24 protein-coding genes are annotated in these 26,908 nt (G+C 66.4%); 5 read left to right on the forward strand and 19 right to left on the reverse strand.

All coding sequences use genetic code 11. The annotated features are described in order from the left end of the window. Nucleotides 1-24 precede the first annotated feature (24 nt). The 3 genes from IGW04_RS19375 to IGW04_RS19385 form a co-directional block, all read right to left on the reverse strand. Nucleotides 25-366, reverse strand: a complete 342-nt coding sequence (locus IGW04_RS19375; RefSeq protein ID WP_194714742.1) for an ArsR/SmtB family transcription factor — start codon at nt 364-366, stop codon at nt 25-27. 130 nt (nt 367-496) lie between these two features. Continuing rightward, entirely contained in the window at nt 497-2,200 is a 1,704-nt protein-coding gene (locus tag IGW04_RS19380) for a response regulator (RefSeq protein ID WP_194714743.1), read from the reverse strand. Nucleotides 2,201-2,202: 2 nt separating this feature from the next. Then, complete coding sequence (locus IGW04_RS19385) at nt 2,203-3,678, reverse strand: ATPase domain-containing protein (RefSeq protein ID WP_194714744.1); 1,476 nt, start codon at nt 3,676-3,678, stop codon at nt 2,203-2,205. A 272-nt stretch (nt 3,679-3,950) separates the two neighbouring features. Here IGW04_RS19385 and IGW04_RS19390 point away from each other — a divergent pair, with 272 nt between their 5' ends. After that, nucleotides 3,951-5,390, forward strand: coding sequence for a dihydrolipoyl dehydrogenase (locus tag IGW04_RS19390; protein ID WP_194714745.1), 1,440 nt, complete (start codon nt 3,951-3,953; stop codon nt 5,388-5,390). A gap of 124 nt (nt 5,391-5,514) precedes the next feature. Here the strand turns inward: IGW04_RS19390 and IGW04_RS19395 are convergent, their stop codons facing one another. Next, nucleotides 5,515-5,847, reverse strand: coding sequence for a c-type cytochrome (locus IGW04_RS19395; protein ID WP_194714746.1), 333 nt, complete (start codon nt 5,845-5,847; stop codon nt 5,515-5,517). Further along, complete coding sequence (locus IGW04_RS19400; RefSeq protein ID WP_194714747.1) at nt 5,834-7,087, reverse strand: PQQ-dependent sugar dehydrogenase; 1,254 nt, start codon at nt 7,085-7,087, stop codon at nt 5,834-5,836. The genes IGW04_RS19395 and IGW04_RS19400 overlap by 14 nt, the downstream gene beginning before the upstream one ends. Nucleotides 7,088-7,352: 265 nt before the next feature. Here IGW04_RS19400 and IGW04_RS19405 point away from each other — a divergent pair, with 265 nt between their 5' ends. Next, nucleotides 7,353-7,724 (forward strand): hypothetical protein, encoded by a 372-nt coding sequence (locus IGW04_RS19405; RefSeq protein ID WP_194714748.1) that lies wholly within the window; start codon nt 7,353-7,355, stop codon nt 7,722-7,724. Between the two features lie 44 nt (nt 7,725-7,768). Here the strand turns inward: IGW04_RS19405 and IGW04_RS19410 are convergent, their stop codons facing one another. Next, the gene (locus IGW04_RS19410) at nt 7,769-8,179 is read right to left on the reverse strand and encodes a secondary thiamine-phosphate synthase enzyme YjbQ (protein ID WP_194714749.1); all 411 of its coding nucleotides are present in this window, start codon (nt 8,177-8,179) and stop codon (nt 7,769-7,771) included. 531 nt (nt 8,180-8,710) lie between these two features. On the opposite strand from IGW04_RS19410, the gene IGW04_RS19415 reads away from it, so the two are divergent. Beyond that, a complete protein-coding gene (locus IGW04_RS19415) occupies nt 8,711-9,841 on the forward strand; it encodes a calcium:proton antiporter (RefSeq protein ID WP_194714750.1) in 1,131 nt (376 codons plus the stop codon). 128 nt (nt 9,842-9,969) lie between these two features. Here the strand turns inward: IGW04_RS19415 and IGW04_RS19420 are convergent, their stop codons facing one another. The 11 genes from IGW04_RS19420 to IGW04_RS19470 form a co-directional block, all read right to left on the reverse strand. Beyond that, nucleotides 9,970-10,362, reverse strand: a complete 393-nt coding sequence (locus IGW04_RS19420; protein ID WP_194714751.1) for a VOC family protein — start codon at nt 10,360-10,362, stop codon at nt 9,970-9,972. Nucleotides 10,363-10,621: 259 nt separating this feature from the next. Next, nucleotides 10,622-11,407, reverse strand: coding sequence for an outer membrane beta-barrel protein (locus tag IGW04_RS19425; protein WP_194714752.1), 786 nt, complete (start codon nt 11,405-11,407; stop codon nt 10,622-10,624). A 62-nt stretch (nt 11,408-11,469) separates the two neighbouring features. Next, nucleotides 11,470-12,495, reverse strand: a complete 1,026-nt coding sequence (locus IGW04_RS19430; RefSeq protein WP_194714753.1) for a hypothetical protein — start codon at nt 12,493-12,495, stop codon at nt 11,470-11,472. Nucleotides 12,496-12,761: 266 nt separating this feature from the next. Further along, nucleotides 12,762-13,928 carry an HPP family protein gene (locus IGW04_RS19435; protein ID WP_194714754.1) on the reverse strand — a complete coding sequence of 389 codons (1,167 nt, stop codon included), beginning with the start codon at nt 13,926-13,928 and terminating at the stop codon, nt 12,762-12,764. A gap of 94 nt (nt 13,929-14,022) precedes the next feature. Further along, the gene (locus IGW04_RS19440) at nt 14,023-17,139 is read right to left on the reverse strand and encodes a pilus assembly protein (RefSeq protein ID WP_194714755.1); all 3,117 of its coding nucleotides are present in this window, start codon (nt 17,137-17,139) and stop codon (nt 14,023-14,025) included. A 78-nt stretch (nt 17,140-17,217) separates the two neighbouring features. Beyond that, the gene (locus tag IGW04_RS19445; RefSeq protein ID WP_228527223.1) at nt 17,218-17,697 is read right to left on the reverse strand and encodes a PilX N-terminal domain-containing pilus assembly protein; all 480 of its coding nucleotides are present in this window, start codon (nt 17,695-17,697) and stop codon (nt 17,218-17,220) included. After that, complete coding sequence (locus IGW04_RS19450) at nt 17,694-18,764, reverse strand: PilW family protein (RefSeq protein ID WP_194714756.1); 1,071 nt, start codon at nt 18,762-18,764, stop codon at nt 17,694-17,696. Before IGW04_RS19450 ends, IGW04_RS19445 begins: the two co-directional genes overlap by 4 nt. Nucleotides 18,765-18,776: 12 nt before the next feature. Beyond that, nucleotides 18,777-19,370, reverse strand: coding sequence for a type IV pilus modification protein PilV (pilV, locus tag IGW04_RS19455; protein ID WP_194714757.1), 594 nt, complete (start codon nt 19,368-19,370; stop codon nt 18,777-18,779). After that, entirely contained in the window at nt 19,367-19,861 is a 495-nt protein-coding gene (locus IGW04_RS19460; RefSeq protein ID WP_194714758.1) for a GspH/FimT family pseudopilin, read from the reverse strand. The genes pilV and IGW04_RS19460 overlap by 4 nt, the downstream gene beginning before the upstream one ends. A gap of 8 nt (nt 19,862-19,869) precedes the next feature. Next, nucleotides 19,870-20,322 (reverse strand): type IV pilin protein, encoded by a 453-nt coding sequence (locus tag IGW04_RS19465; protein ID WP_323744885.1) that lies wholly within the window; start codon nt 20,320-20,322, stop codon nt 19,870-19,872. Between the two features lie 138 nt (nt 20,323-20,460). Beyond that, nucleotides 20,461-21,363, reverse strand: coding sequence for a LysR family transcriptional regulator (locus IGW04_RS19470; protein ID WP_194714759.1), 903 nt, complete (start codon nt 21,361-21,363; stop codon nt 20,461-20,463). A 139-nt stretch (nt 21,364-21,502) separates the two neighbouring features. Here IGW04_RS19470 and IGW04_RS19475 point away from each other — a divergent pair, with 139 nt between their 5' ends. Beyond that, on the forward strand, nt 21,503-22,468 hold the full coding sequence (locus tag IGW04_RS19475) for a hydroxymethylglutaryl-CoA lyase (RefSeq protein ID WP_194714760.1): 966 nt from the start codon (nt 21,503-21,505) through the stop codon (nt 22,466-22,468). Then, nucleotides 22,465-23,637 carry a CaiB/BaiF CoA transferase family protein gene (locus IGW04_RS19480; protein ID WP_194714761.1) on the forward strand — a complete coding sequence of 391 codons (1,173 nt, stop codon included), beginning with the start codon at nt 22,465-22,467 and terminating at the stop codon, nt 23,635-23,637. Before IGW04_RS19475 ends, IGW04_RS19480 begins: the two co-directional genes overlap by 4 nt. 389 nt (nt 23,638-24,026) lie before the next feature. Here IGW04_RS19480 and IGW04_RS19485 read toward each other — a convergent pair whose 3' ends face one another. Next, on the reverse strand, nt 24,027-25,613 hold the full coding sequence (locus IGW04_RS19485) for a methyl-accepting chemotaxis protein (protein WP_194714762.1): 1,587 nt from the start codon (nt 25,611-25,613) through the stop codon (nt 24,027-24,029). 107 nt (nt 25,614-25,720) lie between these two features. Further along, complete coding sequence (locus tag IGW04_RS19490; RefSeq protein ID WP_228527225.1) at nt 25,721-26,698, reverse strand: tripartite tricarboxylate transporter substrate binding protein; 978 nt, start codon at nt 26,696-26,698, stop codon at nt 25,721-25,723. Between the last annotated feature and the right edge of the window lie 210 nt (nt 26,699-26,908).

Raw genomic sequence — 26,908 nt, forward strand, 5'->3', positions numbered from 1 at the left:
GTGGATGAAGGGATCGAGTGTGGTTCAGGATGCGGTGCCGGCATCGGCCGCACAGGCAGGCGCGCAGTCCGGCAGGCACGGATCGCCGCCGCAGCAGTTCTCCGTCAGGTATTGCACCAGGCCGTTCATGGTTTCGAAGCGGGCCGAATAGAAGATCTGCCGGCCTTCATGGCGCGGCTGTATCAGCCCGGCACGGACCAGGTCCTTCAGGTGGAAGGATGTGGCGGCGGGCGACATGCCCAACCCGGCAGCGATGGTGCCGGCATTGAGCCCTTCGGGTCCGGCCTGCACCAGCAGGCGGAATGCCGCGAGACGATGCTCATGCGCCAGCGCGTTCAGCGCGGCAATGATGGCGGTGGAATTCATGGCCGCGATTATATAAGTTTTATTGAAATATTAAAGAGGTATTTAAATTTTTGACGGATCTCCTTCGTGTTGCGAGACTCAGCCACACCGCTGTCCTTGCATTTCTCGTAAGGCAGCCAGCCAAGGCCAGTCAGCTGCGGCTCCCGCTCGACGCGGTACCGCCCCGCCGCGTGATCGAATGCGCAATCGCTGCCTGCAGCTCCCCCATGGTGTAGGGCTTGGCCAGAAACACCGCGCCTGCATGCTCCAGCCGCTCGGGCGCAATCATGTAGCCGCTGCAGAGCAGCACCGGCAGGCCGGGATGTCGCCTTGCCAGCAAGGTCGCCAGGTCGATGCCGTCGATGCGGCCCGGCATCGACACATCGGAAAACACCAGGTCGAACCGCGCAAGGTCCTGTACCAGCGCCTCTTCGGCGCAGGCCGCCCGCTCCACCTGGCAGCCAAGCTGCTGCAGCACGGTGGTGGTTGCTTCGGCCAGGGCATCGTTGTCTTCCACGCACAGCACGCGCAGTCCGGACCAGGCCGGCGATGGCGGCGGCGATGCCGCATCGGTATCCGTGGTCGAGGTGGCCGACAGGCTGCGTGGCAGCGCCAGCGATATTGCGGCGCCGGCCGTGGTCGCCCCGATCCACACGGCGCCTCCTGACTGCGTGGCGAAGCCATAGACCTGGCTCAGGCCCAGCCCGGCCTGGCCGCTGTCCTTCCTGGTGGTGAAGAAAGGCTCGAACGCCTGGCTGGCGATCTCGGGGGGCATGCCGGGTCCCGTGTCGCTGACCGAGATGATGACGAATTCGCCCTCCAGGGAGGACGCTTTGGGAAATGCCGGCGACGGCAGGTGTGCATTCTGCGCGCGGATGTCCAGCGCGCCGCCTTCCTGCATCGCCTCCCTGGCGTTGATGGCCAGGTTCAGGATGGCCGCTTCCAGCTGGGTCGGATCGGCGCGCACGTTCCATAGCTCGCCGGGCAGGTCGAGCGACAGCCTGATCCGCTCCTCCAGCGCCTGCTGAAGATCGTCGCGCATGCCAAGCAGCTTGCGCCGCACGCTGATGTCCTGCGGCTGCAGCGGCTGGCGGCGCGCGAAGGCAAGCAGCTGGTGGGTCAGCTTGGCGCCGCGCCGGGCTGCCCTCTGGATGGCCTGCACCGCGCGTTCGCGCCGCGCCGCATCCAGCGCCGGCGTCTGGCCCAGCAGGGTGGACGACAGGGAGATCACCTGCAGGATGTTGTTGAAGTCATGCGCCACGCCGCCGGTCAGCCGGCCGATCGCTTCCAGCCGCCTGGCTTCGGCCAGGGCCTGTTCCAGGTGCTCCCTTTCCTCGATGGCCGCATACAGGGCGTCGGTGCGTTCCCTTACGCGCTGTTCCAGCTCCTCGGCAGCCGCCCGCAGTTCCGCCATCTGGCCGCGCACGACCCGCTGCCATGCACGGCCGCGCAGCGCGGCGCGGATGGCGATCAGAAGGCTTTGCTGGTGCAGCGGACGCTCCAGCACGGTGGCATTGCCAAGCTCATTGAACAGCGACCAGCGGGCGCTGCTGCCCGCCCTGCCGCGGCTGCCGCTGAGCAGCACGATCGGTATGTCCGACCACGGCGGCTGGCTGCGCAGGCAGGCCATCAGCGCCGGCAGATCCGCTTCCAGCGCCTCCTCGACCAGCACCATGGCGCAGATGTCGTCGCCAAAGTGCGCACACAGCGTCGCCACGCTGTCGCAGACCAGCGCCTGCGCGCCGGCGCCTTCGATGACGCCGGTGATCACCTGCGCATCCTGGCCAAACGGCGCCAGCACCTGCACCAGCGGCACGGCTTGCGGCGCATCCGGCGGCAACGGCGGCGAGCTCATTGTCAGGGCGTCCGTGCAGCGGTCGCTGCACGGGCACGATGCGCAGCGCCGGCATGGGCATCGACAAAGGGCGTCTGCTGCTGCACCCGCTCGCCCAGCCCGATGCCGGTGGCAGAGAGCAGATATTCCCGGATCGCGCATTCATGCTGGCCGGGGCGCTTCTTGACCACGGTGATGCCTTTCCTCACGACGCCGTCGCGCACGAAGAAATGCAGCAGGATCACCGCATCGCTGATCAGCGTCACGCCCAGCGGGTCGGTGCCCTTGTCCGCTCCGGACGCATGGCCCAGCACCAGGATGCACAGCACGCCCTGGTGATTGAGATAGGTGAACAGCTCATGCAGCTGCGGCAGCAGCGCGTCCTGTTCCTCGATGGTTTCCAGATAGGAGTTCAGGCTGTCGATCACCACGATCCTGGCATGCCGGTGCTCCACTTCCTGCCGCACCTTCCAGATGAATTCGCCGGGAGAAATGCGCGACGGGTTGATGCGTTCCCACTGGATCACCCGGCTCTCGATCGGCGCATGCACATCGAGGTTGAGCCCGCGGGCGCGGTCGTACAGGGTCTCCAGTGTTTCGTCGAACGAGAAGTAGGCGACATGCTCGCCGCGCCCGGCGCCGGCGATGGCATACTGCAGCGCCAGCGAGGACTTGCCGACGCCAGTCGGACCCTGCAGGACCGTGGTGGTGCCGCGCATCAGGCCGCCGCCGAGCAGCACGTCGAGCTCGCCGATGCCGGACGACACGCTGCCGCGTTCGTAGTCGCGATGGTGCTCGTCGGCGATCAGGCTGGGAAACACCAGCACCTCGCTGCGCACGATGGCGAAGTCATGCCAGCCGCTCTGGAAATCGCCGCCGCGCATCTTGACCACCCGCAGCCGGCGCCGCGCCGAGCCAAAGGCGCGCTCGCGCTGCTCCAGCGAGATCACGCCATGCACCGAGCCCTGCAGGTCATGCTCCCTGTGCTCCGAGGTAAGGTCGTCGAGCAGGAGCGCGGTGCAGTGCTGCTGCAGCAGGAACTGGCGCAAGGCGATGATCTGGCGCCGGTAGCCCGCCGCCTCGGTCGCAAGCAGCCGCAATTCGGTCATCGAATCGATCACGACCCGGTGCGGCCTGTGCTCCAGGATTTTTTTCGAGATCGATTCAATGGTGGCATTGAGTTCCACTTCGCTGGGAAACAGCACGCTCTGTTCCTGCCCCAGCCTGGCTTCGGCGGGAATCAGCTCGCAGATCTCGATGCCGTCGGTCGACCAGCCATGGCTATCGGCGCAGGCCAGCAATTCCTTTCTGGTTTCGGACAGCGTGATGTAGAGGCAGGCCTCGCCGCTCTGCACGCCGCTGAGCAGAAAGCGCAGGCCGAAGGTGGTCTTGCCGGTGCCCGGCAGGCCCTCGATCAGGTGAATCCGGTCCGCCAGCAGGCCGCCGCGCAGCACCACGTCGAATTCGGGAATGCCGGTGAGTATTCTTTTTTGGTCCATTGCAATTCCCGGCGCGGTGCTCTGTCCCACAGGCAAAGCCAGAGGCAACGGCCATAACAGTCGAGTTAAAGTGCTGCCAATGTAGGGCAATCGGGATGGCGACTCGTTATATACGCGCAAGGGAGACGCCGATTCAGCCGGCTGTCTCGGCTCGCCGTTGCCGCAACGCTCACCTGCATGGATGCTGCGCAAGCCGAAGGCAGCCATGCCGCATCCGGACTATGATGCCCCGAACCGACACGCCCATCCGGCCGCGGAGAACAGGAGAACCCATGAAAAGAGTTGAAGTCGATGTTGCCGTCATCGGCGCCGGCAGCGCCGGCATGACGGCTTACCGTGCCGCGCTGGCTTATACCCAGAAGGTGGTCGTGATCGAGTCCGGCCCGTATGGCACGACCTGCGCCCGGGTCGGCTGCATGCCCAGCAAGCTGCTCATTGCCGCCGCCGAAGCGGCACATGCGGTGGCGCGCGCACCGCTTTTCGGCGTGGCCGCCAGCGGCTGCCATGTCGACGGCCGCGCCGTGATGCGGCGGGTGCGCGAGGAACGCGACCGCTTCGCCGGTTTCGTGGTCGATTCGGTCGAAACCTGGCCGCAAGAGCACAGGCTGCGCGGTCCGGCGCGCTTCGTTGCGCCCCACCTGCTGCGGGTGGGCGAGGAGATCGAAGTGGAGGCCGGCCGCATCGTGATTGCCACCGGCTCCAGCCCGGTCGTGCCGCCCGGCTGGCGCGAGACGCTGGGCGACAGGCTGGTCGTCAGCGACGACGTGTTCTACTGGGACGACCTGCCGCGCTCGGTGGCCGTGGCCGGCGCCGGCGTGATCGGCCTGGAACTGGCGCAGGCGCTGTCGAGGCTGGGCGTGCGGGTGCGCCTCTTCGGGCGCAATGGCAGCGTCGGCCCCCTCTCCGATCCGGCGGTGGTGGCTGTGGCACGCAGCATCTTCACCAGCGACATGCCCTTTTCTGCGTATGCCGAGCACCTGCAGCCGACATTGCAGGATGGCCAGGTGAAGATGGCGTTTTCGGAACAGGGCGTTCTCAGGGAGGAATCGTTCGAACGCCTGCTGGTGGCGGTGGGCCGCCGCGCCAATCTGCACGATCTGGACCTGCAGCACGCGGGCCTCGGGCTGGAGGAATTCGGCGTGCCGAAGTCCGATCCCAACACCGGCCAGATCGATGGCAGCCACGTCTTCATGGCCGGCGACGCCAGCGCGAACATGCCGCTGCTGCATGAAGCCACCGACGAGGGCGTGATTGCCGGCGCCAACGCCGGCCGCTATCCGCATGTGCAGAGCCGCCTGCGCCGCGCGCCGCTGGGCATTGTCTTCACCGATCCGCAGATGGCCATCGTCGGCGGCGGCCATGCGGCGCTGACCAAGCGCGGGACCCGCTTCGAGACCGGCGAGGCCAGCTTCGAAGACCAGGGACGCAGCCGGGTGATGGCGGAAAACCGCGGCCTGGTACGGGTCTACGGCGAGCCCGGCAGCGGCCGCTTCCTGGGCGCGGAAATGGTGGGCCCGGCTGCCGAGCACATCGGCCACCTGCTGGCGTGGGCGCTGCAGCAGCAGCAGACCGTGCAGCAGATGGTGGACAGCCCGTTCTACCATCCCACCGTGGAGGAAGGCCTGCGCAGCGCGCTGCGCCAGCTGGCGCGCAAGCTCAAGCCGGTGGCGCTGGATCTGGAAAAATGCCGCGACTGCACGCCGGGCACATGAGCCTGCCTGGCAGGCCCGGCCGGACATCATGGGCCGACAGGCCGATGATGTCCGTCGATATGGGGCAGGCGCATGCGCCATGCACGGCCAGCATGGCGTGCATGCCTGCAGCGCCGACCCGCCCTCAGGGCGCCTTGACCGTGACGGCGATGCCGCTGAAGTAGGCCGCCACCAGCGCGATGTCCTGGTCGGACAGGTTCTTGGCCATCGTGTTCATCATTTCATTCTCGCGCTTGCCCGACTTGTAATCCTTCAGCGCCTTGACCAGATAGCCTTCATTCTGCCCTGCAAGATTGGGCGCATCCGGCACCTTGGCCAGGCCGTCGGCGCCATGGCAGACGAAGCACTGGCCAGCCTTTGCCTTGGCGGCCGCCATGTCCGCCGCCATCGACTGGCCGCTGACGGCAGCGGCCAGCGCCGCGAGCAGCAGCGCGGCGGCCCGCTTATTGCCCGGCATAGGACACCCGGTAGATCGCGCCGGCATAGTCATCCGACACCAGGAGCGAACCGTCCGGCAGCATTGCCACATCCACCGGGCGTCCGAGGTATTCCTTGTTTGGCGTCAGCCAGCCTTCGGCAAACACTTCGGTCTTGTCGGCGGTGCCGTCGGCCTTCAGCGAGGTGTACAGCACCCTGGCGCCGACCGGCGTAGTGCGGTTCCATGAGCCATGCTGCGCGCTGAAGATGCCGCCCTGGTACTTGGCCGGGAACATGGAGCCGCGGTAGAACGTCATGCCAAGGTCGGCTGCATGCGCGGCCGTTTCGACCTGCGGGAAGACGACGTTGGCCGGCGGGTTGTCATCCTTGTATTCCACGGTTCGGACCTTGCCGCCGCCATACCAGGGGAAACCGAAATGCTGCCCGGCCTTGGTGGCGCGATTGATCTCTCCCGGCGGCGTGTCGTCGCCCATGCCGTCGACCTGGTTGTCAGTGAACCAGAGGGTCTTGTCCTTGGGATTGAAATCGAGGCCGACGGAATTGCGCACGCCCTGGGCAAATACCTCGCGGTTCTTGGCATCCCGGTCCATGCGCAGGATGCCCATCATGCCCGTCTTCGCATAGATCGGCAGCTTTTCCTTGGCCGGCACATTGAACGGATTGCCCATGGTGATGTAGAGCTTGTTATCCGGGCCGATGCGGCAGGCGCGCGCGCCGTGGTTGAAGCTCTCCTCCTCCACCGGGATCAGCTGCCCCTGCGGCACCACGGTGGCCGCGGCGACATCCGGTCCTTCATAAAAGAATTCGGCAGCCGGGAAAGCCAGCACCCGGTTATGCTCGACCACGTACAGGATGCCGTCCGGCGAGAAGCACACGCCGTTCGGCACCTTCATGCTGATGGAAGGCGAGAACGGCTTGACCTCGTCCGCCACGCGGGTCTTGGCCCGATCGGTGACTGCCCAGACCTGGGTCTTGCGGGTGCCGACGAAAAGGATGCCGGTCGACGGTCCGACCGCCATGTGGCGCGCATCGGGCACGATGGCATACAGGTCGATCTTGAAGCCGGGCGGCAGCTTGACGTTCTTCAGGTTGTTCCGGATTGCCTCGGCCTTGGCGCCCGTCTGGGGAATGGTCTCCATGTTCAGGTTGGCGCCGGTGGACTGGAAGTTCTCCAGCTTTTTCATGTTGTCCTGCGACATGGCAGCCAGCGGTATGGAAAAAGCAACGACCGATGCGACTACATGAGCCTTGATGTCCATCTTGTCTCCGTCTAAGTATTTGAGTGTTTGTGCAGATGTCATGGTTGACCGCAAGTCAGCCTAATCTGTGTCTTGTGTTCAAGGTTTGAAGAAAATCAACTACTCCCGCTTGTTCTTGCAGATAGCGCAGTTCAGCCACAAAACTTCCCTGGTAGTTGAACGTCTTACAAGAGCCGCGGTATGTCGTTTCGCTGTGCCGCTCCAAAATGCCCATATGGATAGCGGCAGCCCGGCAGACAATCACTCTTCTTTCCAGGAGGCTCGCATGAATGCTTCACATCCTCTCACCGCGGTGGCAGCCTTGCTGCTGCTGGGATCGCTTGCCGGCACCGCAGCGGCGCAGCAATCGCCGTCGACCACCGGGCAGACCCCAAACACCCTGACCGGCGGCGCCGAAGCGGCCCCGACCGACAAGGCAACACCAGGCAGCCCCGACGCCGCCGCCGGAAGGAGCATGCCACAGCAAACGTCGGGTTCCAGCGCTGGCGGCAGTACGCTGACGGGCGGCGCTGAAGGCACGACGACGGACCGGGGCACGCCGCAGGGGCCGGCCACGAGCGGCAGCGCCGCCGCGCCAGCCGGCAGCGGCGCGGGCGGCATGCAGCAGCAGGAAGGCATGGGCACGCAGCGGAAATAGCCCATGCAAAGCGCGCCGCGGATGCGCCGCTGCCGCGCAGGCTCCTAGAGCACGGTCACGACCACGCGCCTTCGCTGCGCTCCGCTGCGGTGCTCCCAGAGATAAATGCCCTGCCACGTTCCCAGCAGCAGGCGCCCGGCGCCGACTGGCACCATCAGGCCCGCGTCGGTCAGTACGCTTCGGGCATGCGCGGCCATGTCGTCGGGCCCTTCGGCATCATGCCGGTAGGCGGGATCGCCGTCGGGCGCCAGCCGCGCCATCACCGTGTCCAGATCGCGCAGCACGTCGGGATCGGCATTCTCGGTAATGGTCAGGGAACAGCTCGTATGCTGGACAAAGACATGTGCCAGCCCCGACTGCACGCGGGAATCCGCGACGACACCCGCCACCGCGTCGGTAATGTCCCGCAGGCCACGCCCGGAAGTGGAAAACGTAAGGATGGACTGATGTGCCATGGAAGGATGCTCCTGTCGATGTATTCCGCCAGCCTGCTTCATACCCGAATACTGGCGGGATGGCGAGGGCTGCTGCCTTCCATGGCATGCCCCGAACGCACCTGGCATGAAGGCTGCGCGTTGACGCGCTGAAACGGCTCGCATCGAAAAGGCGCGGATTCCCGCACACTGTCGCTTGATACCTAACCCTATCCATAACGTCCCGGATGAAACCGATGGTTTCTTCGTCTGGCAGGACGGGCGAGGACCCAATAGCCCAGCTATCGACGACGATCCCAACGCAGCCAGGCGGAAAAAGACGCGGTTTCATGGGACGTTATGGATTGGGTTTGGTATAAGTTGAACCGCTACAATCCGGAATCGATGCCAGGCCTCTTCGCCCCGCATGCCAGGGCCATGCGGTCCATTGAAAAGCAAGGACGGCCCGGGCGCGCGCCGCGTCGGGCCGGACATGATGCGGACAGGGTGCAGCCAAACCCCGATCGCGCTGCCTGCCCTGCACATCCCTGGCCTGGCCGGAACCGGCTGCCAATGTTTTCCACTCTCTTCAACCTTTTTCGAAAGCCGCCATTGAAACTGAGCGCCACCCTGCCTGCATGGTCCATCGCCGCGCCGGCGCTTGCCTGGGTCCTCCTTGCCGCATCCTATTTCGGGCTGGGTCAACGACTCGGCGTTTTCTTCACGCTCCTGCTGGTGCTTGGCCTCTTTGCCGGCGTGCTTGCCGCGGTGTTCCATGCCGAGGTGGTGGCGCACCGGGTCGGCGAGCCGTATGGCACGCTGGTGCTGGCCATCGCCGTCACGGCAATCGAAGTCGCGCTGATCGTCTCATTGATGATTGCCGGCGGCCCGGAAACGACGGGCCTGGCGCGCGACACGGTGTTCGCCGCGGTGATGATCATCCTTAACGGCATGGTCGGCCTGTGCCTGCTTGCAGGCGGGCGCAAGCATGGCGAGCAGACCTTCGGCCTGTATGGCGTCTCCGCCGCGCTGGCCACCCTTACCGCGATCTCGGTGCTGACCATGGTGCTGCCTAACTATACGACCACGACGGCGGGGCCGGTCTACAGCAACAGCCAGCTTGCCTTCATCGCCATCGTGTCGCTGGTGCTGTACGGCACATTCGTGCTGGTGCAGACCGTGCGCCACCGCGACTACTTCCTCCCGGAAGCAGCGGCCGACGAGGGAATCCACGCCGCGCCGCCGACGGGAAAGATGGCGGCCACCAGTGCGGCACTGCTGTTTGCCTGCCTGGTGAGCGTGGTGCTGCTGGCGAAGTCCCTGTCGCCGGCCGTGGAGGCGGCGGTGGCGGCCGCGGGCGCGCCCAAGGCGCTGGTAGGGATCATCATCGCCGCCGTGGTGCTGCTGCCGGAAAGCATTGCCGCCTATCAGGCCGCACGCGCCAACCGGCTGCAGACCAGCCTCAATCTGGCCCTCGGCTCGGCGCTGGCCAGCATCGGGCTGACCATACCCGCCGTTGCCATCGTGTCGCTCGTGACAGGCTGGACGCTGTCGCTCGGGATCGACATCAAGTCCACCGTGCTGCTGGTGCTGTCCATCGTCGTGGCCACGCTGTCGCTGGGCACCGGCCGCACGACGGTAATGCAGGGCACGGTGCATCTGGTGATTTTCGCGGTCTATTTGTTTACCACCATCGTGCCGTGAGCCGGAAGGCGCAACCCTGGCCACAACGTCCTGGAAGTACGGCTGCGGCAGGCGCTCCGGGTACAACCGGAAGGCCGGGCGGCCAGGCGCATGAAGCTTCGCGACCGCGGCCGGCCGCCCGGCGTGGACTATTTGCCGCGATAGATGGCGCAGAGCTTGTGGCCGTCCGGGTCACGCACATAGGCCAGGTGCAGCGGCCCCATGCTGCCATCGCGCAGGCCCGGCGGGTCCTCGATCGACTTGCCGCCGTGGGCAACGGCAACGTCGTGGAATGTCTTGACCTGCTCCGGCGAGCTGCACTTGAAGCCGATGGTGCCGCCGTTGGCGGGCGTGGCCTCCTCGCCGTTGATGGGCTCGCTGATGGAAAAGGTGCTGCCGTCATGCCGGTAAAACAGGCGGGTATGGCCGGAGTCGGCCTTGTGTCGCATCGGTTCGCCGGCTCCCAGCACGCCGAGCACCGCGTCGTAGAAACGCTTTGAGCGTTCAATATCGTTCGATCCAATCATGATGTGATTGAGCATTGCTTGTCTCCTCTGACGCACCGGCAGGCAGCCGGGCTGGTTTATGAACATTCATCGCAACTTGCCGGGACTGGCAGGACGTAAACACTTCTCCTCGCCAGACTGCGCGACAGGCGCTGTCCGCGGCAAGCGGCCCAGTGTAAGGAACAACGTGCCAGCTTGCAATGTTGGAATCGCTACCCGGACTGTCCGGCAAAGCCGCGCAGCGGCCTCTGGCCAGGCGTGCCGGCGCGGACCGTACGGGCATGCCTGGGGATTTCTAGAACAGATAGCGCACGAACAGGGTGGCGGCATGGCGTGCATGCTCTGGCTGGGCCAGCGTGCCGCGCGGCTCTCCATGACGGTAGGCCGTCACTTCCTCGCTGCGCGGCACCTTGATCGATTCCAGGCGCATGCCCACCGAAAGCGGGATTGCCGTCCACGGTTGGTAGAGCAGGTCCGCGGCAAGGCCGGTTGCGCCATGGGTGCGCAGCGATGCGTCGTCGAGCAGTCCGGAAAAGCCCACCTTCAGGCGTTCCGGCCCGGCGCGCACGATCGCAAGGCTCGCTTCGACGCGACCGCCGCTGCCCGTCTGCCAGCGCTGCTCCAGCCCCAGCGCCAGCCGCGGCGACCAGTTCCTTTCGCGCAGGCCCACGGCATTGCCGCCGCCCTCGATATCGCGCCGCCAGTGATCAATCTCGGCATAGCCCACGAGGCGTGTCGACCCATGCAGCCGGTAGCGTGCGCCCAGGCGTGCCTGGGCCAGTGTAGTGCGCGTCTGGCTCCGGTAGGATCGACCATTCTGCAGTTGACCGTCATAGTCCAGATCGGCATCGAAGACGCTGGCTGCGGTAAACAGGTCAACGTCCTCGCCGCGATAGTCCAGGGCCGCGCCCAGGCCGGGGAGCCAGCCATGTTCGGCAACGACGCGCCGGCCGCGCTGGTTGTACTCGGCAACGCTCGCATGCCGCATGCCGAGGTCAAGCGCCGTCTGCCACTGCGCCGCCGCGGTCAGCGGCAGCATGGCGGCAAGCATGGCCGCCGCAGCTGAAATGAATGTATGCATAAGGAAAGGCGCCACCTGGCGGTGACGCCTGCCACGCGGTGCGTGAATGGATTGATGCAGGATTATTTCAGCGTATCGAACTCGGTCCACGCCAGGGTACGGGTCGTGCTTACCGTGCCATCGCCGTTCTCGCTGTAATCGAGGCGGACGGAACTGCTGTTGAGGGCAGTGACAGTCACTGTCGCCGGCGCACCCCGGACAATCAGCGCACCGGAAGACGGATGGTCGCTGGAGCTGTTCACGACGATCGGCTGCAGCGTATCCACCGAGAAGGCGTAGGGACCGCCGAGCTTGGGCGAGGTGCCGGTCAAGCTGTACTTGACGGACAGCGAGATAGTGCCGTTCGTGTCGGTGCCGATGAAGCTGTAGCCTTTCAGCTGGTAGCTGCCGGTGGTTGCGCCGCTTTGGACAACCGAAAATCCAAGCGCGCTGCCGGAAATACCCACGTTGACCGTGCTCGAACCGTTCTGGCTTGCCGAGATTGCGATATCTCCATTGATGGCGACGCTTTCCGTGCCATTGATGAAAGTGAAGTTATCGTAGGCGCCCGCCAACGTCATGCTGTAGCGGGTGGAGTTGACCGGATCGCCCGACACGGCGGTGACCTTCAGGCTCAACTTGCCGTTAAATGCGGGCAAGCCCGATTCCTTGCAGTTTGCCGCGGTTATCGAGGCGCTGTCGCCGACAGTCACGCTCTGGTCGCTTGCGATGGATTCGTTGACCGTAATGGACCCGCCGCCGCTGCAACTCTCGGTATAGACAGCGCCGGTGACCAATGCCGCGTTCCTGGCGCGGAAGCGCTTGTAGATATCAAGCGTGGCGTCGCCAAGGCTGAGCGATGTGCCGTTGACTTCGACACCGCTCGTCAGCGAGCCAGCTAATTGATCCAGGTTCAGCACTTGGCCGACCGGGCTGACCGCCGCCGATGCAACTTCCGAATAGTTGGCCTTCGTGATGGTGGCAGCGGTTGTTGTCGTGCTTGTGGCCGCGCCGGCATCGCTTGTGCCGGCATTGCTTGTACCGGCATTGCCGGCGTCATTGCCGCCGCCGCCTCCGCCGCCGCAGGCGGAAAGGATCAGGGAAAGCATCAGTGCAGCCGGGGTGGCAGCGGCCCAGTGTTTAGGTCTCATGGAATATGGTCAGATGAACATGCATTATTTTTTTCCGGGCAGGTGACCTCCGTCCCCAGCGCCGGCTCCCTTAGCGATTTTTTCGCTATAGAAATTATAATTGTATGATGCAAATTTCACTAGAACAATATTTCCAAAAGCAAACCTGATTGCCTCTACAGCCAACGCGCCACCGCCTGTGCGCTCAACCGGCAGCCAAACCCGCGATGCCGTCCCTTTCCCGCCTAACGCCCGGCCAGCCGGCTCTCATACAGCGCAGCCACCAGGTCCGACTGGGTGACGATGCCGGCGAAGCGGCCGTCCTCGTCCACCACCGGCATGTGATGCAGGCCGAGGTCTGCCATCAGCGGCACCAGGTCGACGATGGGCAGGTCGGCCGGCGCGGTCTTCACTGGCCGCGCCATGATCTGCCCTGCCACTTCCGGCTTTTCCGAATGCAGCATCGGCACCGGACGCAGCAGGCTGCGCAGGCTGTCGCGCAGGCGGTGGAAGTCGGCCGGGTCGCTGTGGCGCAGGAAATCGGAATGGGTGACGATGCCGATCACCCGGCGCGCCCGGTCCAGCACCGGCAGCGCATGCACCCGGTGCGCCTGCATCAGGTGCCAGGCCTCGGCCAGCGGCGTGCCGAACTCCACCGTGATGCCGTCGCGCGACATGATGTCGGCGCAGCGGATGATGCCGAAGCGCCGGCTGTAGGCCTGCATCTCGGTCTGCACGAACAGCGCTTCGAGGTCGTCGCGGCTGACGTCCAGCACCTGGTTGTAGTTGCGCAGCACGGTGTCGAGGTCTTCGGCGGTGAAGCCTAGGCGCTGGGTCGGCGCGATGTCGGCGGTCTTGTGCGGATGCGCCGGCGCGGCGGTCTGGCGATGCGGATAGCGCCTGCCGGTGGCATTGTTGTAGAACAGCGCGGTGACCAGCATCAGCGCAGAGTTCAGCGCCACCGGCGTCAGCGCGAACTGGTAACCCATCGCATGGACGGCCGGGCCGCCGAGCACGGCGGTCAGCGCCACCGCGCCGGCCGGCGGATGCAGGCAGCGCAGGATGAACATGGCCGAGATCGCCAGACAGCCGGCAATGGCGGCGGCCAGCGCGATGTCATCCACCAGCTTGACGCAGGTGATGCCGATCAGGGCCGAGATCAGGTTGCCGCCGATGACGGACCAGGGCTGGGCCAGCGGGCTGGCCGGCACGCAGAACAGCAGCACGGCCGAAGCGCCCATGGGCGCGATCATGAAGGCCGCGCCGCTCTTGCCCAGCAAACCGTAGCTGACGATGGCTGTCAGCACCAGGCCGAACAATGCGCCGAGCGCGGCGCGCATCTGCTCGAAACGGTTGCCGGCATTGGGCGCGGGCAGGAAGTGGGCCAGATAGGAAAGCAGGCGGCTGATCATAGATATTGACGGTGAGGCCCGTGACTGGGCGCGCCATTAGATCATGCCCGGCGTTGACTTTCAGTTAGCTGGCCGGGCGCCGGGGCCATCCGGCTCAGTCGATCGCGCGGTGCCAGTAGGTGCGGTAGCGGCGGTTCAGGCCGGGCGAAGGCGGCGTGATCACCTTGGTGCCGCTGATGGCCGCCTGGTAGCTCTTGCCGCCTATCCTGACCGAGATCGGGATCGGCGTCGGCGGATAGCCGCCGCCGGCGCGCACCTGGTAACGGTCCACCAGGGTCATGGTGCCGCTCTGGTTGACGTCGAAGGTGGCGGAGCCGTCGAGGTAGCTCAGCATGTAGAGCCGGGCTTCGCCGAGGCTGGAAGTGCAGCTGTTGTTGTTGGCCGAAGCCGGCGTGTTGGTGCCGAAAATCACCGAGCCGGACAGCGTGGTAGAGCCGCTGACGACCTTCTCCCCGCTTGCCAGCTTGATGTACCAGCCGCTTGCCACCTGCAGCGCGGCCTTGGCGGCGCTGGCCTGGGCGGCGGTGCCGACCTGCACCAGGTCGGCGCTGGCGTCATAGAGCTTGCCGGTCTCGCCGGTGGTGGCGCCGGCGGTGCCTTCCACGATCGGCGTGGCGCGCACCGCGTTAAGCGCATGGTCGTCCTTGATCATGTAATAGCGGTTCTGGACCGTGGTCTCGAACGGATGCTCGCGGTCGCCGGAACCAAGCAGCAGGGTGTCGAACGCATTGCTGCTGGAGGCCGGGATGATGTCCGGCGCATACAGGAACTTGCGGGCATTGACGCCGGTGCCGCCGAGCGCGGCCACCTTGGTGACGGTCCAGTTCGATGGCGTCGGGTCGTCGACATTGATGCGCCAGACATTGGCGCCGGTGTCGGCGGCGTAGATGCGGTCTGTCTTGCCGTCGCCGTTGGAGTCGTACAGCGAGACATTGGCCGGGATGGCATAGCTCATGCCGGAAACCGTGTTGTTGTACAGCGCGCCCGCGGGCGCCGGGCCGGCCTGCCAGATCGGATTGCCGGTCAGCGCGTCGGCCACCATCACGCCACGGCCCATGGTGGCCGTGGCCTGCAGCGTCGGGTCGTTGGCGGCGGCATCGTAGCCCAGGCCGAATACCAGCACCGGGTTGGCCTGATAGCGCAGCTTGGCGATCTTGAGATCGGACCAGCTGTCGCCCATTTCCTGGTAGCCGCTGCTGGCCGACGTGCGCTTCCACAGAAAGCGCGGCGCGGCCGGGTTGCTGACGTCGAGCGCATAGATCAGGCGGCCGCCGCGGCGCATGGTGACGAACAGATAGGCCTTGTCGCCGCGGGTGTAGTCGATGATGCCGTCGCCGGCGGTGGACTGGGTGTAGACCGTGGTCGATCCGTCGACGAAATACGGCTTGGGACTGGTGGTGGAAATGATGGGCGTGTGGTCGCGCATGCGCTTGAAGCGGTCGAAATGCTCGGGCGCGATGAAGCTCCACAATTCACTCCCGGAGCCGGTGGCGGTGTCCTGGCCTCCCTTGACCGCATGCAGCATGCCGTCGTTGGCGCCATAGAACACCACGATGTCGTTGTCGGTCCTGCCATAGTTCACCACGGCCGGCCGTGAATGCAGCACGTCGCCATGGGCGAAGCCGCGGATGGCGGTGGTGCTGATCGGCGTCACCGGGCTGTCATCCGACTTGGTATTGCCGCCACGGACCCAGTTGATGATGTTGTCGCGCTCGGTGCTGTCTGCAGCGCCCAGCAGCGCGGTGGTAATGGCGGTGTTGGCGGTGCTGAACGGTGTCGTGGACAGCGTGCTGCCGCTGCTGCTGGCGCAGGTGCCGGTGCAGGTATAGACGTTGCGGGTGGACTGGCTGGTCGGGAAGGCGGTGCGCAAGTACTGGGCGGCGCCGCCCTTTTCCACCAGCTGCCCGTCCGGCGAATCGGAGGTGCCGCCCGCCGCCTGCGAGCCCGGATAGTAGACCGAGTCCCAGAATGACGAGGCGGCGGTCCAGAAGCTGACGGCGGTGGGCAGCACGAAGCCGTTGTCGGGGTTTTCCGCCGCATTGCCGAGGGCATCGGCCAGGAACAGGCTGGCCGGCGTGGTGGAAGTGTTAACGCCCAGCTTGTACTGCTTCATGTTGCCGGCCCAGTTCGGCTTGCCTTCCGAATGCGGGCGGAACAGGCCGAGGTAGACCTGGTTCAGATAGGTGCCGCGCACGCTGACCGATACCGGCAGCGAGGCCGAGGCGAACACCGAGTTGACCGCCTCCACCCGCTTCAGGATGTCGTTCAGCGCATCGTCCAGCGCCACGTCGCTGCCGGCCTGGTAGTACTTGCCGTTGCCCTGCGCCGCCATGTTCATCATCATGGTCGAGAAGTCGCGGTTCTGCTGGGCGTTGTAGGCATCGATGGCGAAGGTGGTGACGGTGCCGTTGATCGCGGCGGCGCTGCCCGGGCCCAGGTCCGGCCGGTTGGCCAGAAAGCGGGCCCAGGCCGACTGCACGTCCGGCACCGACTTGTAGTTGTAGGTCTGCAGCGTGGTCGCGGCCGGATCGGTCGGCAGCGGCACCGGCGGCAGTTGGCCCTGGCGGTTGTTGCCGATGAAGATGATGTAGGTCTTGCCGCAGCCGCCGGAGATGTTGGGCGGGTTGTAGCGCGACCGGTTGGCCGAGCCCTGGTAGGCATAGCCGCTGCTGAGATATCTTGCCGTCGTCAGCACGCGCGGGTTGCCGGCATAGTCGGCATTGCCCGCCATGCCGGCCCAGCTCTGCGCGCCGGTTATGTAGAGCCAGGCTTCATAAAGGGTGTTGGCATAGTTGCCCGCGGACTGCTCGATCTTTTCGCTGGATGCATTGACGTCGATGCCGCCAAGGATGGACTGCAGCGCGGTATTGTTCTCTGCAATGCTGACATCGCGCATGCCATAGCGCACATAACCGCCATCCTTGGTGCTGGTGTCGAACATCATCAGCGCGACGTTGGTCGGCTTGGTCAGGTTGGCCACGAATTTCTTGATCGACTTCAGCTCGGCCTCGCCCTGCGTGGGCGAGCCCGACCACTGCTGCGACGCCTTGGACCAGTTGGAGGTGTTGTCCAGGATGAAGATGATGTTGGGCGCCTGGCCCGAGGTGGCGCCGGCCGCGCCGAAGATATCGGTATCGTCCGCCGCGCTGGTCAGCGAGAGCGTGGCCAGAACGGCGAAGGCCAGCAGGTGGAACAGTTGGTTCAGTTTCATCGTGACTCCGAAATGCACTACGCAGACTTGACTTGAATGCCATGGCGGCGGCGCCCGGCGGCCGCCAGGATCATGCCGTCACCCCGGACAATTGGCGGTGGAATCGAGCCGCACCTTGGCGCCCTGGTGCGCGGTGGCGGTGGCGCCGGTCCGGGTGTCGGTGACCTGCACCGCGATATCCCAGTAGGAATCCTTGGGCGCGGAATCGGCGAAGTCGACGCTGTAGCCGTCCACCGTCACCAGCTTCAGGCATACCGGCGCCGACACCACCACGGTGTACTCGGCGCTGCCGTCGCCGTCGGCATCGACGGACAGGCTTCTTTGCACCGGCGTATAGAAATTGTTGACGTCGCTGAGCACGTCTTCGAGCGCCTGCTGGGCCTGGGCAGCCGCCTCGTCCCGGGCCTGGACATTGCCGACGATCTTCAGGTTGGCGTTGCTGGTGCGTATGCCCGACACCACCAGCAGCGTGAGCACCACCAGCATGATCAGGCCCACCAGCAGGGTGGCGCCCTGCTGCCGGCGCGCGGTGTCGGGTCGGATTGACGGCGCCATCATTCCCTCCGGCTGCTCGGGTTCACCACGCGCGCCATCGCGGTGTAGACATGGCGCTTGTAGGCATCGGAAAACGGGCCGACCGAGCCGGCCGCGCCCATGCCATAGGTCTTGGCGTCGACCTTGCCGGCGCTGGGTTCGCTGGAACGGGCCAGCAGGTTGATCTGCACCGCCATCACATTGGGCCAGTCGGCCACCGCCGGCGCGGTCACATAGGTGTCGCCCGGCACCGCGCTGGTGGCGCTGGCCACGCCATAGTCCAGCTGCATGTTCTGGATGCCGTCGACCAGCGGCGTCTCGGTGGCGGCCACCACGCCGCCCGATACGCCAAGGTCCATGCGCTTCAGGGTGGGCACCGGACGGCCATTGTCGGCGCCCGCGGTGCAGGCAGTGGCGCCGGCAGCATAGACATTGCACGGGCTGATGTAGAAGATGCGGGCGACGTAGCGGCGCAGCTCGGCCGGCGTGGTGTTGTTCTTCTGGACCAGGGTGTAGACCGTGGGCGTGGCCGGCGTGGGGTCGGGGCCGACGCCGCTCTTCAAGGCATCAGGCGTGGTCTGCAGATAGAGTTGCCCCGCCTGCGCGTTGAGCACCGTGGCCGGCACGTTGGTCGCTTCGGCGCGGCGCACCACCAGGATGTCGGTGCCGGCCACGAAATTGGCGGCCGGCAGGCAGTTGGCGAGCTCGGTCGGCACCGTGGCCGGCGCGTTATAGCCCTGCAGCGGCATGGCCAGCGACGATTCCAGCAACGCCAGGGTGGCGGCATTGGCGGCGCTGTTGCAGGGCAGCGCGGGCAACGCCGACAGCGCCGTCATCGCGCCGGAGAACTGGCCGAAGTAACCGGCGTGCTGGATCTCGTCCTGCAGCAGGGTCAGTGCATAGCGCCCGTTCTCGATCTGCCGGGCCGACTTCTCGAGTTCGCCGCGGGCGCCGCTCTGCGCCGCGATCAGCGAGCTGATGCCGGCCAGCAGCAGGAGGCCGATCACGATGGAGATCATCAGCTCCACCAGCGACAGGCCGTGCTGGCGGCGGGCCAGGGTAAGTCGGGTCTCGGTGAGGATGGCGGTCATGGCGGCGTGCGCTTAATTGAGGTTGGCGATCTTCAGCGACGCGCTGACCACGCGCCGCTTGGCTTCGCTGCCATACAGGCCGGCGCCGCACTTGAGGCTGGCCGCCGGCGCCGCGCTGTCGACCAGGCCCTGCCAGGCCACGCTGACCAGGTAGACGCCGGTGGCGGCGGTATAGGTGACGCAGCCGCGGGCGCCGATCATGGCGCCGACCAGGTTGCCGCTGCTGGTTTCGGCCGCGCCCTTGAGCAGGCTGTCCCAGGCGGCTAGGTCGCTGTTGGCGGTGGTGTAGGCCTGCACCGTGCTGAGAGAACAGGCCGGCAGCGCCGACGAGCCGGTGCCGATATAGGGCGTACCGGCGGCGGCGTCGGTGATGGCATAGCAGCCGGCGGCGGTGCGGTTGGCATTGATGCGGCCCACCATGTCCTGCAGCAGCACCAGCGCCTGGCCGCGCTGGTAGGACTCCATCTCGCCGCGCTGGCTGTGGGCCATCAGCTTGACCAGGCCGAGCAGGCCGGTCAGCAGGATGAACATCGTGACCAGCACTTCGATCATGCCAAAGCCGCGTATCCGGCGTGGAAGGCGCGGCAGCCTGCGCGGCGCGCTCATGAACAGGCTCCGCTGCGACTGGCCGGCAGGCCGCCGAGGCTGACCGTGATGCAGCGGCTGGCCGCGGCGGCAGCGCCGCTGGCGCTCAGGGAAAATGACACCGCGCTGGTGCCCGGGCGGCCGTTGCCGCGATAGACCAGGCTGTCGGCCGCCGCGGTGACGGCGAGGCCGGGAAATGCCTCGTGGCTGCTGACCACCGTGGCGCCGACGGTCATGGTCCAGCCGTTCTGCCAGCCGCCGGTGGCGGCGCTGACGGTGACGTCGGCATTGCGCTTCAAAGCCTCGCTGCGCGCGTGGTACAGCACGGCGGTGAGGTCGAAGGCCGCGGTCTTGATGCGCTGGGCGGAGACGAAACTGCGATAGGAAGGCAGGGCCACCGCCGCCAGGATGCCGGCGATCACGATAGTGATCATCAGTTCGATCAGCGTGAAGCCGCCGTCCGCATGGCGCGGCACGGGCTTGCTCTGGCCGGGGGGGATGGCAGCCGTCATGGTTGCGCCTACCAGCAGCTCGCCACCGAACCGGTGCCGCTCTTGCCCTTGACGCCGGCCTGGGTGTAGGTCAGCGTGCCGCATTTGCCGTCCTGGCTCAGCTGGCTGCCGATGGGGGTGGCGGTGACGACATGGGTCGGCGGGGTCTGCGCATTGTCGGCGGTCACGGCCACGGTGTAATAGGAAGCGACCTCGGTTGGCGTGCTCACGCCGAGCGCGGTATTGCTGTCGGCATAGCGCCGGGCATCGAGCAGGTACTGCTCCTGCCGGCTTGCCAGCTCCAGCATGAAGCTCTCGACGGCGGCGCGCCGGGCCTTGACCGTGTACTGGATGTAGGACGGGTAGGCGACGGCGGCGAGGATGCCGGCGATCACCATGGCAATCAGCAGCTCGATCAGCGTGAAGCCCGCCTGCGGCATGCGGGCGCGGAGGGCTGGTCGGCGGCAAGGGAGCTGGGCCATGATGAATGTTTCTCTACGTCATTGTTTATTTGCGGAAATATACACCAGTTAAAGGCAAAGCGCGCAATAGTTGCGAACTCTTCAACGTGAAATGTCGGGAAAAGTGTCGGAAAGCGGTGAAAGTCGGCCTGCCGGCGGTCAGCCTTCCACCCTGGCCGCAAGGTAGTCGAGCATGCGCAGCGCTGCCGGCTGCAGCAATGCCTGGTCGCGAAAGCAGACCGCGAAGCGCCGGCTGGCCCAGTCGTCCGTCAGCGGCACCAGCTTCACGTTGGCGAAGGCCGCATAGACCGAGCCGACCTGCATCGGGATCACGCTCACGCCCAGCCCGGCCGCCACGGCGCGGAAGGCGGCGTCGAAATTGGACACGATCACCCGGTAATCGAGGTTGCCGCCGGCCTGGGCCGCGGCGCGCTGCAGCATCCGGTGCACCGCGGAATTGGCCTGCAGGCCCACATGCTCCAGGTCCAGGGTCTCGCGCAGGGCGATGCTGTTTCGGCCAGCCAGCGGGTGGCCGGCCTGTACCGCCAGGGCCAGCTGGTCGCGGCGGTAGGGACGCCGCTGCAGGCCGTCGAAGTCGGCGGTATCCCACAGCACGCCGAGCGCGGCCCGGCCGTCGCGCACCGCCAGCACGATATCGCGCGACAGCGCCTCCTCGATGTCCACCTTGACGTTGCGGTTGGACTCCTCGCGCATGAAGGCGGCGACGTCGTCCAGCAGCGCTTCGGCGATCGCCGAGGCGCTGGCCACCAGCCGCACGTGGCCGCGCACGCCGCCGCTGAAGGCGGCAATGTCGCTCTCCATGCGCTCCATCGTGAAGAGCACCGTGCGCGCATGTTCCAGCAGCGCCACGCCGGCCGGCGTGGGCTGCACGCCGCGGCGGCTCCGCACCAGGAGCGGCGTGCCGAGCGCGGCCTCGAGCTGGGCGATGCGCTTGCTGATGGCCGAGGGCTCGATATGCTCCTGGACGGCGGCGCGCTTGATGTTCTGCAGGTCGCATACCGCCACCAGCAGGCGCAGCGTCTTGATGTCGATATCGCGCATGGCGATCTCCAGTACCCCGGATGAGATTCCGAAATGGAATCTGAAGGCTGGCAATATACCACTTGTGATCCCAATGCGAATCTCTAGAATCCAGTCATCCGGAGGCCGCGCCATGCAGCCCCTCAGCCAAGGAAAACCCATGAGCCAGTTACCCCAGCGCGTCGCCGTGCGCGAAGTCGGCCTGCGCGACGGCCTGCAGAGCATTCCCGTCGTCCTGCCCACCGAACGCAAGATCGAATGGATACGCCGCGAATACGAAGCAGGCGTGCGTGAGATCGAGGTCGGCTCCTTCGTGCCGGCGCGGCTGTTGCCGCAGCTGGCCGACACCGCCGACCTTCTGGCCTATGCCCGCACCCTGCCCGGCCTGTCGGCCTCGGTGCTGGTGCCCAACTTCAAGGGCGCCGAGCGCGCCATCGAAGGCTGCGCCGACCTGATGATCGTGCCGCTGTCGGCCAGCCATGCGCACAGCCTGGCCAACCTGCGCAGGACGCCGGACGAGGTGGTGGCCGAAGTGGCGAAGATCCGCGCCGCGCGCGACGCCGCCGGCGCAAAGACCCTCATCGAGGGCGGCGTCGGCACGGCGTTTGGCTGCACCCTGCAGGGCGAGGTCAGGGTCGAGGAAGTGCTGCGCCTGATGCAGGCCCTGCTCGACGCCGGCGCCGACCGCGTCAGCCTGGCCGACACCGTCGGCCAGGCCGACCCGCGCATGGTGCGCGATCTGTTCAGCCGGGCAGTGGCGATCGCCGGCGAGCGCCTCTGGTGCGGCCATTTCCACGATACCCGCGGCATGGCGCTGGCCAATGTGTATGCCGCGCTGGAAGCCGGCGTGAACCGCTTCGATGCCTCGCTGGCCGGCATCGGCGGCTGCCCGCATGCGCCGGGCGCGTCCGGCAACGCCGCCACCGAAGACCTGGCCTACATGCTGGCCAGCATGGGGCTGGACACCGGCATCGACCTGCCCGCGCTGCTGGCGCTGCGCGCCGACGTGGCCGGCTGGCTGGAAGGCCAGTCGCTGCACGGCACCTTGTGGCGCGCCGGCCTGCCGCAGACATTCACCAACCATCAGGCTGCACGCGCCGCACAAGGACAAGGAAGCCAGCAATGAACGAACCCGATACCGCCGGCGCCACCCTGCCCCTGGCCGGGCTGCGCGTGATCGAATTCACCCACATGGTGATGGGCCCCACCTGCGGCATGATCCTGGCCGACCTGGGCGCCGAAGTCATCAAGATCGAGCCGCCGGAAGGCGACAAGACCCGCAAGCTGCCGGGCCTGGGCATCGGCTTCTTCCGCAGCTTCAACCGCAACAAGAAGAGCGTGGTGCTGGACATCAGCCAGCCCGATGGCCTGGCCGCCGCGGTCGAGCTGATCGGCGGCTGCGACGTGATGCTGGAGAACTTCCGGCCCGGCATGATGGCTTCCCTGGGCCTGGACTATGCCACGCTGTCGGCGAAGTATCCGCACCTGATCTACGTTTCGCACAAGGGCTTCCTGCCCGGCCCGTATGAAAAGCGGCTGGCGCTGGATGAAGTGGTGCAGATGATGGGCGGCCTGTCCTACATGACCGGGCCGGAAGGCCGTCCGCTGCGCGCCGGCACCTCGGTCAACGACATCATGGGCGGCATGTTCGGCGCCATCGGCGTGCTGGCGGCGCTGCGCGAGCGCGACCGCACTGGCCGCGGCCAGGAAATCCAGAGCGCGCTGTTCGAGAACTGCGTGTTCCTGGCGTCCCAGCACATGCAGCAGTACTCGATGACGGGCGAAGCGCCGCCGCCGATGCCTTCGCGCATATCGGCCTGGAGCGTCTACGACGTGTTCACGCTGGCCGGCGGCGACCAGCTGTTCATCGGCGCCGTCAGCGACAAGCAGTTCCGTACCCTGTGCCAGCTGCTGGAGCGAACCGACCTGCTGGATGTGCCGGAATATGCGACCAATGCGCAGCGGGTGGCGGTGCGGCCGGAACTGCTGGCGCAGCTCAGTGGGATCGTCGCCAGCCATCGCATCGACGAACTGTCGGCCAGGCTGGAGGCGGCCGGCCTGCCCTACGCGCCCATCGTGCGTCCGGACCAGCTGCTGCAGGACCCGCACCTGAAGGCCAGCGGCGGCCTGGCGCCGATGCAGACCGACGAGGGCGGCAGCACCGATGTCGTGCTGCTGCCGCTCCTGATGGGCGGCCGCCGTCCCGGCGTGCGCCATGCCTTGCCCAAGATCGGCGAACACACCGGGGAAGTGCTGGCCACCATCGGCCGTGGCAACCGGGGCGAACGGAAATGATCGCATGGCGGCAAGCGGCATAGTCGAGTACGCCGCAGGCGGGACTGCATCCCGGACACGCTATAGTGAATTTGGCCAGACCAGCCTCATGCCGCGAACTCAAGTACGGCGCATCTTGCATCCTGCGCTTCTGGCATGCCCCTGATGCCGCATGGTGGAATACCCCAAAGGGGCATTCCACCATGCGTGGACCAGCGAAGGTCGTTGACATGATCTTTGCGGTATGCGACCGCGGTGCAATGCCCTTCGGGTATTGCACCCTACATCCCTGTGCGACTCTTCCAAAGGCAACCTTGCTTGGCCGGTTGATGCCAGTCAGGCTGGGAATGCGCTAACGATTGCGCTGCGCGCGTCGGTCACGCGCCACAGCTGGCCGCAAGGCCGAGCGCCTATCCCGCGTGGTGCGGGCCGTCCCGGTCGTTCGCCTCGTCGAGCGTGAAGGTGGCGACCGTTCCCGCCAGCACCACCGCCTGCGCGCGCAGGTCGCTGGCCGCGGCCGCCGCCTGTTCCACCCGGGCCGCATTGCGCTGGGTCGCCTGGTCGATCTGGCTGATTGCGGCATTGGCCTGGCCGACCCCGGCGCTCTGCTCGCGGCTGGCCGCGCTGATGCGGGCCATGATGCAGCTCAGCTGTTCCACGTCCTGCGCGATCTCCCGGATGCCGGCGCCTGCCTGGCGCACCAGCGCACCACCCTCTTCCACCTGCTGCGCCGATGCGCCGATGAGTCCCTTGATCTCGCGCGCCGCCGCCGCCGAACGGCCCGCCAGGCCGCGCACCTCGGTGGCCACCACCGCGAAGCCGCGTCCCTGTTCGCCCGCCCGGGCTGCTTCCACCGCCGCGTTCAGCGCCAGGATGTTGGTCTGAAAGGCAATCGCGTCGATCAGGTTGACGATTTCCGCGACGTCGCGCGACGACTGGCCAACCCGCGCCATGCTCTCGACCGCCTGCGCCATCAGGCCGGCGCCGCGGCTGGCCGACAGCGCCGCGCCGGTGGCAAGCGCGCCGGCTTCGGCCGCGCCGTCGGCATTCTGCTGTACCGTCTGCGCCAGCTGCGCCATCGATGCCGCGGTTTCCTGCAGCGATGCCGCCTGCGACTCGGTATGTCCGGCCAGCGCGGCGTTGCCTTCGGCAATCCGGCGCGACGCCGCCGCGATCGCCTCGGCGCCTCCCCGCACCTGGTGAACGATCTGCGCCAGGCTGGCATGCATCGCCTGTTGCGCGCCCAGCAGCTGGCCGACCTCGTCGGCACCGGCCGCCGTGATGTCGAACGCACGCAGGTCTCCCTGCGACACCCTGAGAGCGATATCGCGCGCCTGCCGCAGCGGCGGCACCAGGCTGCGCGACAGGCGCCAGGCAAGCGCCATGCCCAGCGCCAGCGACAGTGCGCCAAGTCCGCCCAGCATCACGATGCTGGCGCGGTAGGCACGGGCGGCCGATCGCGACATCGCACCGGCCGCCTCGGTCTGGTAGGCCAGCAGCGCGGCAATGCCCTGCCGGTATTGCTGGAACAGGGGCGTCATCTTTTCCGCGAAAAGCCGCTCCGCTTCCGGGATGCGGCCGCCTTCCTTGAACCGGAACACCTCGGTCCGGCTTTGCAGATAGCCGCTGCGGCGCCTGGCAACGTCCGCCGCCAGTGCACTTTCGCGCGCATCCAGCGCTTGGGCGCGCATGCGCCCGTCCAGGGTTTCGGCCATGGCATCGCCATGCGACAGCAGCGCCTCGAAATACTGCGCCAGCTCCATGCTGTCGCTCCTTGCAATGGACACCGCGTAGGCGCCATTGAGATCGACCGCGTTGAGCCAGTCCGATGCCAGCTGCTGCCGCGCCAGCCTGTCGTCCACCAGAAGCCGCGCGGTCTCGTGGGTGGCGCGCAACTGGGCCAACGCGATCACGGTCATGCAGGCCATCAGCAGCAGCAGGAAGGCGAAACAGGCGAGCAGGCGCGCGCCTATGGTCTTGAGGGATATACGGAACATCGCACCAACTTTTTATTTTGTTGGCGCGATGGTAATAAGGGAATGTGACGGCAGCATTACCTACCGGAAATGTTTTCGCGGAATCACGGGATGCGGTCTGTGCCGCCTCACTCCATCGTGGCGCCCGATTCCTTGACGATCTTCGCGTAGCGCGCCACCTCCTGCTGGAAGAACTGCGCGGTGGCCTCGGGCGTTGTGCCGCGCGGCGTGATGCCCTGCTGCGCCATTGCTTCCTGCACTTCCCTGTTCTGCAGCGCGCTGCGGACGTCGGCATACAGCTTGTCGACCACCTGCTGCGGCACGCCGGCGGGCGCGATCAGCGCGATCCAGCCTTCCATGTCGTAGCCGGGCAAGCCCTGCTCGGCCAGCGTCGGCACGTCGGGCAGGATGGACGAGCGGGTTTTGGTCGTTACGCCGATGGCGCGCAGCTTGCCGGCCTTGATGTGCTGCGCCACGCCGGTCACGCCCAGCACCGCCAGCTGCACCTGGCCGCCGAGCAGGTCGGTGGTCAGCTGGCCGGTGCCCTTGTAGGGCACATGCCTGATATCCAGGCCGCCGGCTTCGCTCTTGAAGGCTTCCGCCGCCAGGTGCAGGATGGTGCCATTGCCCGACGAGCCGTAATTGAGTTCGCCGGGTTTCTTCCTGGCCAGCGCGATCAGTTCCTTCATGTCCTTCGCCGCCACCGAGGGATGCGCCACCAGCACGAACGGCGAGCCGCCGATCACCGAGACCGGCTTGATGTCCTTGAGCGTATCGAACGGCATGGACTTGTAGATGCTGGGATTGACGGCATGGTTGTTCGACACCATGCCGATCACGCTGCCGTCCCTGGCGCCGCGCACGATCTGGCTGGTGCCGGTCACGCCGCCCGCGCCTGGCAGGTTCTCGATGACCACCGGCTGGCCCAGCAGCCTGGACAGCGGATTGCCTATGGTACGCGCCAGCGCGTCCACGCTGGAGCCGGGCGCATTGGGCACGATCATCCTGACCGGCTTGCCATCGGCCATGGCCGGCAGGGCCGGAACAATTAGGGAAAGGACCAGCGCGGCCGCCGTGGCCCGCCGCTTCCGATTGCAAGTGCTCATGTCGTGTCTCCGTGAGGGATGGACCCTGCCTGTGCGCCTGGTGCAGCGCTGCGCACGGCATCCTGCGCCGGGTCGTTTTTATCGATGGAGGCGATTTTTCAACATTCCCCAAACGCAGGCAAGTGATATCTCGGCAGCCTTTCGGTTCCTGCCCGGAACTCCTGATCCGTGGACAGGCTGGCCGGAACGCTGTTGGCGTCCGGGCCATCG

It is taken from the genome of Noviherbaspirillum soli (assembly GCF_015352955.1).
GTDB classification, from domain to species: domain Bacteria; phylum Pseudomonadota; class Gammaproteobacteria; order Burkholderiales; family Burkholderiaceae_D; genus Noviherbaspirillum_A; species Noviherbaspirillum_A soli.

What these genes read in the sequence shown, in the direction of transcription:
- IGW04_RS19430 (WP_194714753.1), bottom strand. Translation starts at nt 12,495, where the DNA reads ATGCTTTCCCTGATCCTTTCCGCCTGCGGCGGCGGAGGCGGCGGCGGC.
- IGW04_RS19460 (WP_194714758.1), bottom strand. Translation starts at nt 19,861, where the DNA reads ATGACGGCTGCCATCCCCCCCGGCCAGAGCAAGCCCGTGCCGCGCCAT.
- IGW04_RS19425 (WP_194714752.1), bottom strand. Translation starts at nt 11,407, where the DNA reads ATGCATACATTCATTTCAGCTGCGGCGGCCATGCTTGCCGCCATGCTG.
- IGW04_RS19490 (WP_228527225.1), bottom strand. Translation starts at nt 26,698, where the DNA reads ATGAGCACTTGCAATCGGAAGCGGCGGGCCACGGCGGCCGCGCTGGTC.
- IGW04_RS19450 (WP_194714756.1), bottom strand. Translation starts at nt 18,764, where the DNA reads ATGACCGCCATCCTCACCGAGACCCGACTTACCCTGGCCCGCCGCCAG.
- IGW04_RS19410 (WP_194714749.1), bottom strand. Translation starts at nt 8,179, where the DNA reads ATGGCACATCAGTCCATCCTTACGTTTTCCACTTCCGGGCGTGGCCTG.
- IGW04_RS19380 (WP_194714743.1), bottom strand. Translation starts at nt 2,200, where the DNA reads ATGAGCTCGCCGCCGTTGCCGCCGGATGCGCCGCAAGCCGTGCCGCTG.
- IGW04_RS19470 (WP_194714759.1), bottom strand. Translation starts at nt 21,363, where the DNA reads ATGCGCGATATCGACATCAAGACGCTGCGCCTGCTGGTGGCGGTATGC.
- IGW04_RS19405 (WP_194714748.1), top strand. Translation starts at nt 7,353, where the DNA reads ATGAATGCTTCACATCCTCTCACCGCGGTGGCAGCCTTGCTGCTGCTG.
- IGW04_RS19415 (WP_194714750.1), top strand. Translation starts at nt 8,711, where the DNA reads ATGTTTTCCACTCTCTTCAACCTTTTTCGAAAGCCGCCATTGAAACTG.
- IGW04_RS19465 (WP_323744885.1), bottom strand. Translation starts at nt 20,322, where the DNA reads ATGGCCCAGCTCCCTTGCCGCCGACCAGCCCTCCGCGCCCGCATGCCG.
- IGW04_RS19395 (WP_194714746.1), bottom strand. Translation starts at nt 5,847, where the DNA reads ATGCCGGGCAATAAGCGGGCCGCCGCGCTGCTGCTCGCGGCGCTGGCC.
- IGW04_RS19390 (WP_194714745.1), top strand. Translation starts at nt 3,951, where the DNA reads ATGAAAAGAGTTGAAGTCGATGTTGCCGTCATCGGCGCCGGCAGCGCC.
- pilV (WP_194714757.1), bottom strand. Translation starts at nt 19,370, where the DNA reads ATGAGCGCGCCGCGCAGGCTGCCGCGCCTTCCACGCCGGATACGCGGC.
- IGW04_RS19445 (WP_228527223.1), bottom strand. Translation starts at nt 17,697, where the DNA reads ATGATGGCGCCGTCAATCCGACCCGACACCGCGCGCCGGCAGCAGGGC.
- IGW04_RS19440 (WP_194714755.1), bottom strand. Translation starts at nt 17,139, where the DNA reads ATGAAACTGAACCAACTGTTCCACCTGCTGGCCTTCGCCGTTCTGGCC.
- IGW04_RS19485 (WP_194714762.1), bottom strand. Translation starts at nt 25,613, where the DNA reads ATGTTCCGTATATCCCTCAAGACCATAGGCGCGCGCCTGCTCGCCTGT.
- IGW04_RS19420 (WP_194714751.1), bottom strand. Translation starts at nt 10,362, where the DNA reads ATGCTCAATCACATCATGATTGGATCGAACGATATTGAACGCTCAAAG.
- IGW04_RS19375 (WP_194714742.1), bottom strand. Translation starts at nt 366, where the DNA reads ATGAATTCCACCGCCATCATTGCCGCGCTGAACGCGCTGGCGCATGAG.
- IGW04_RS19480 (WP_194714761.1), top strand. Translation starts at nt 22,465, where the DNA reads ATGAACGAACCCGATACCGCCGGCGCCACCCTGCCCCTGGCCGGGCTG.
- IGW04_RS19435 (WP_194714754.1), bottom strand. Translation starts at nt 13,928, where the DNA reads ATGATCAGCCGCCTGCTTTCCTATCTGGCCCACTTCCTGCCCGCGCCC.
- IGW04_RS19385 (WP_194714744.1), bottom strand. Translation starts at nt 3,678, where the DNA reads ATGGACCAAAAAAGAATACTCACCGGCATTCCCGAATTCGACGTGGTG.
- IGW04_RS19475 (WP_194714760.1), top strand. Translation starts at nt 21,503, where the DNA reads ATGAGCCAGTTACCCCAGCGCGTCGCCGTGCGCGAAGTCGGCCTGCGC.
- IGW04_RS19400 (WP_194714747.1), bottom strand. Translation starts at nt 7,087, where the DNA reads ATGGACATCAAGGCTCATGTAGTCGCATCGGTCGTTGCTTTTTCCATA.